General features: G+C 66.8%; 6 protein-coding genes. 3 read left to right on the top strand and 3 right to left on the bottom strand.

The features are described from left to right. From BGN95_RS14995 to BGN95_RS14985, 3 genes are all read left to right on the top strand, one after another. Positions 1 to 439: D-alanyl-D-alanine carboxypeptidase (locus tag BGN95_RS14995; RefSeq protein WP_286773149.1), on the top strand; the 439-nt coding region annotated here is incomplete at its 5' end. Between the two features lie 28 nt (positions 440 to 467). Beyond that, a complete protein-coding gene (locus BGN95_RS14990; protein ID WP_502688300.1) occupies positions 468 to 860 on the top strand; it encodes a hypothetical protein in 393 nt (130 codons plus the stop codon). Positions 861 to 950: 90 nt separating this feature from the next. Then, positions 951 to 1640 carry a hypothetical protein gene (locus BGN95_RS14985; RefSeq protein ID WP_265314603.1) on the top strand — a complete coding sequence of 230 codons (690 nt, stop codon included), beginning with the start codon at positions 951 to 953 and terminating at the stop codon, positions 1638 to 1640. Here the strand turns inward: BGN95_RS14985 and BGN95_RS14980 are convergent. From BGN95_RS14980 to BGN95_RS14970, 3 genes are all read right to left on the bottom strand, one after another. After that, entirely contained in the window at positions 1637 to 2254 is a 618-nt protein-coding gene (locus BGN95_RS14980; RefSeq protein ID WP_286773148.1) for a DedA family protein, read from the bottom strand. The genes BGN95_RS14985 and BGN95_RS14980 overlap by 4 nt on opposite strands. Then, positions 2251 to 2748, bottom strand: a complete 498-nt coding sequence (locus BGN95_RS14975; protein ID WP_286773147.1) for a class I SAM-dependent methyltransferase — start codon at positions 2746 to 2748, stop codon at positions 2251 to 2253. Before BGN95_RS14975 ends, BGN95_RS14980 begins: the two co-directional genes overlap by 4 nt. Before the next feature lie 218 nt (positions 2749 to 2966). Beyond that, on the bottom strand, positions 2967 to 4193 hold a 1227-nt coding region (locus BGN95_RS14970; protein WP_286773146.1), incomplete at its 5' end, for a sensor histidine kinase.

The following is a 4193-nucleotide window of genomic DNA, read 5'->3' as shown; positions in this document are numbered from 1 at the left end:
CAGCGTCTCGGGCAGCGGGTCGGTGGCGGACGGGCGTGCGGCGGTGAGCGCGATGCTGGCGCGGGCGGGGGTGTCGCGCGCCGCTTATGACTTCGCCGACGGGTCGGGCATGTCGAGCTACAATCGCCTCTCGCCGCGCGCCGCGGTCACCTTCCTGCGCTGGACCCAGGCGCAGCCGTGGGGCGGGGCGTGGCGCACGACGCTTCCCGTGGCGGGCGAGGACGGCACGCTCAAGCATCGTTTTGTCGGGACGGCGCTGGCCGGCAAATTGTTCGCCAAGACGGGGACGCTCAACGCCGCCAATGCGCTGTCGGGCTTCTTCGTCGCGGCGAGCGGGCGGACCTTCACCTTCTCGGCCTTCGCCAACGATATGCCGCAGGACACTGCCGCAACCGGGGCGATCGATCGTGCACTGGTGGCGATCGCGGCCGCAAACTGACCGGTAAATCATCGATTCACCTGAGCAAATGCACAGTCGGACAGAATCGGTTTGTTGCGCGTTTAACGCTCGGTTTGGATTGATCCGGGTTCAAAAAGGAATGGAAAAAGCCATGTCGCCGTCTGTAACAAAACTCGCCCCTGCGGTCGTGATCATGGTTGGTGCGCTCGGCCTCGGCGGCTGCGCCACCAAAGGATATGTGCGCGATCAGATCGCGCCGTTGAACCAGCGTATGGATGCGCTCGAGGCGAAACTGCACGATACCGATGCCACCGCGAAGCAGGCATTGTCCGAAGCGCAGGCCGCAGGGCAGGCCGCGCAGAACAATGGCCAGCGGCTCGATCAGCTCAACGCGCGCGTCGACGGGATCGAGCAGCGCATGCGCGAGAATGAAAATCGCCGGAAGCGCCCGCGGAACTGATGCCGCAATTGCGCAATTGCTGATATTATCGTGATTTCTCCGCTGCCGTCCTTCGGGGCGGCAGCGGTCGTATGTCGAGTGCCTCAAGCGATGATCATGATGCTTCTGGCGCTTGCCGGACCTGCGCTGGCGGCTTCCGCGCCCAAGCGCGCGCCGGCCAGCGTCGCGCCGGCGAAGAAGGCCGAAGCCAAGGTTGAGGCCAAGGTTGAGACGCCGCCGTCCGCGGCGGCGGTGCGCGTCGCCGATTGGATCACGGCGTCGCGTGATAATGGCGCGCTGCCCTATGCGATCATCGACAAGAAGGATGCCTCGCTCTTCCTGTTTGACGCCAAGGGCAAGCCGCTCGCGCGGGTGCCGGTGCTGATCGGCATCGCCGAGGGGGATGAGGCCACCCCGGGGGTCGGCACCAAGAATCTCGCCGAGATCGGCCCGGCGGAAAAGACCACTCCAGCCGGACGCTTCCTCGCCAGATACGGCTTCGCCGCGGGCAAGCAGAAGGTGCTGTGGGTCGATTACGCCAATTCGGTGGCGCTCCACCCGATCCCGCCGACCGCGAGCAAGAAGGAGCGGCGACGCCAGCGGATGCTGTCGCCGACCCCCGACGACAATCGCATCACCTTCGGCTGCATCAACGTGCCCTCGGTTTTCTACAGCAAAAGCCTGCGGCCGCTTTTCCAAAGGAAGGGCGGCTATGTCTACGTGCTGCCCGATACCAAGCCGCTCGAGGCGGTTTTCCCGCGCGTCAGGGTTCAGGGGCCGACCAGCGCCGCCCAGCTTTAAACGGGCTCGCGGCGCCGGCGCAGCAGGCGGATGCCGCCCGCAATGATCGCTTCGGCGGCGAGAAGCGCGACGACGATCGTCGTGACGATGTCGCCGTGGCCGCCGGCCACCGGATTGTTGCGCAGGATAACGCCGGTCGCGAGGAACACGGTGTTCCACACCACCGCTCCGGCGAAGGTCGCCACGACGAAGCCGGTGAGCGGCACGGCGAGCGCGCCGGCCGGCACCGCGATATAGACCCGGACGACCGGCATCGTCTGGCTGAGAAAGGTGATCCAGAAACGCCGCCGCAGATAGGCGCGATGCAGCCGCTCGCGGCGCTCATGGCCGAGCGAGCGCAGCGATCCGAACGTCAGTAGCCGCGCGCCGCGCTCGGCGCCGACCCACCGGCCCAGGCCGTACCAGGCGAGCGATCCGAGCGTCGATCCCACCGTCGTGGCGACGACCGCGCCGGGCAAGGCGGCGGCATCGGCAACCGCGAAACGGCCCAGCATGATGAGCAGCCCGCTCGACGGGACGATCGGGATCAGCTTCTCGATCAGCGCGCAAGACGCCAGCCCGAGCGGCCCCATCGTCGCGAACAGCGCGATGACCGTCGAGAGCAGGCCGCTCACCGCGCGAGGTCGCGCAACGGGCGATGATTGCTGCGCGTGATCTTGTACACGCGCGCCGGCGGGATGTTGCGCAGCACGCGCCCGTGGAGGCTGGCCTTCAGATCGAGGCGCTTGAGGATGTGGCGCGGGATCGGGCAGGTGATGCCGTAGGTGAATTGGTAGAGCGCGCCGCCCTCGCGCAGATGCGAGAAGATGCTGCGCAACATGGTCTCGATCTTCGATCCGCGCATGTTGAGCAACGGCAACCCGCTGACCGCGGCGCCGAGGCGCTTTTCGGGCGGCAATGCGGTGCCGAGCTGCTCGGCATCCATGCACAGGACGCGTGCCTGGGGATAGCGCATCTGCAGGATGCGAGCGAAATCCACGACATATTCGATCAGGATCAGGTCCTTTTCCGGCACGCCGCGCTTCAACGCCGCCTCCGTGAAAATCCCGGTGCCGGGGCCGAGTTCGAGCACCGTGCCGGTCGCCGGGCCAAGGTCGCTCGTGATCAATTCCGCCAGCGATGACCCCGATGGCGTCACCGCGCCAATGACGCCGGGATTTTTGAGGAACGATCGAAGGAATAGAAACCGTTTCGTCATCACGCATTTGTCCGTCGACCGATACCTCATCGGTCTTTATCGATCGAAATATTCGACCGCGATTACAAGAACATTGCGCGGTTGACAGGTTATTTTTGGATCGGCCCGATCCTGCCGGAAGAACGCTGTCAGCCCGCCGGCAGGAGCGGAAGGATCAACCGGAATGACGCGCCGCCCGATGGCGCCTCCGTGACCCAGATCCGGCCGCCGTGCCGCCCGACGATCTCCCGCACGAGATTGAGCCCCAGCCCGAAGCCGTGGCCGTTGACGCGGAAGAAGGGGTCGAAGATGCGCTCGCGATCGTCGGCGGGGACGCCTTCGCCCTCGTCGCTGATCGTGATCCCGCTCGATCGGCTGATCTGCGTCGTGATCTGGCCGCGCCCGCCGCCGTGCTGGATCGCATTCTGCAGCAGGTTGGTGATGGCCCGCTCGATCGCCGCGGCATCGCCGAGCACGTCGATCATTTCCTCGTCAGCCTCGAAGACGGGTTCGTAGCCGGCAGCGATCGCGAGCGGTGCGAGATCGAAGACGACCTGCCGCGTCACCGCGACGAGGTTGATCCGCGCCGGCTCGAAACGATGGCCGAAACGCTGGAGATCGAGGAATTGCTCGGTGAGATTGGCCAGCCGGGCGAGATCCTGCAGCAGCAGCACCTTCTCCGGCCCCGCCGGCAGCGCGTCGAGCCGGGTCTGGAGGATCGCGATCGGGGTGCGCCATTCGTGCGCGAGATAGGCGAAGAATTTGCGCTGATGCTCATAGCCGTCGTCGAGCCGCGCGAGCGCGCCGTTGACGGCTTCGACCAGCGGCACGATTTCCTGCGGGACATTGTGCGACGGCAGCCGCGTCCCGCGCCGGTCGACGTCGATCTGCTTCGCGCGCGCTGCGATCGCATCGGCCGAGGCGAGCGCGCGGCGAACCACCAGCGGCGCGGCGATGATCGTCGCGATTGCGGTGATCGCGATCAGCGGCAGGACGACCGAGGCGAACAGCAGGCCGACCGCCGCCAGCAGTCGTCCGGGCGACACCGTGCCATTGGCGCCGGTGAGGATCTGGAGATCGCCGGCAGCGGCATGCACCGTCTTGAGCCGCGCGGCGGGGACGAAATCGCCGTTGAGCATGCTGCCGAACCGCGCCTGCCCGATGCGATCGAGCGCCGCGCCCATCTCGGCATAAGCAGCGGGCACCTTGCCGTAGGCGAGCGTGGCGCCGTCATGCCGGCGCACCACGAACCACAGGCCGGGCGTCTCGGCGCTGCGTGCCGCGAACGCCGGCGTCTCGCGCAGCTTCAACGAGCCGCTGTCGCCGCGCACGACCGCGCTCGCGATCGCGTCGATCGTTTCGTCCTCGGGCTCGAG

Origin of the sequence: Sphingomonas sp. 66-10 (assembly GCF_001897045.1) — a bacterium.
Classification (GTDB): domain Bacteria; phylum Pseudomonadota; class Alphaproteobacteria; order Sphingomonadales; family Sphingomonadaceae; genus Sphingomonas; species Sphingomonas lycopersici.
Note: the sequence above shows the minus strand (reverse complement) of the source record. Positions and strands in the feature narration are given on the sequence as shown.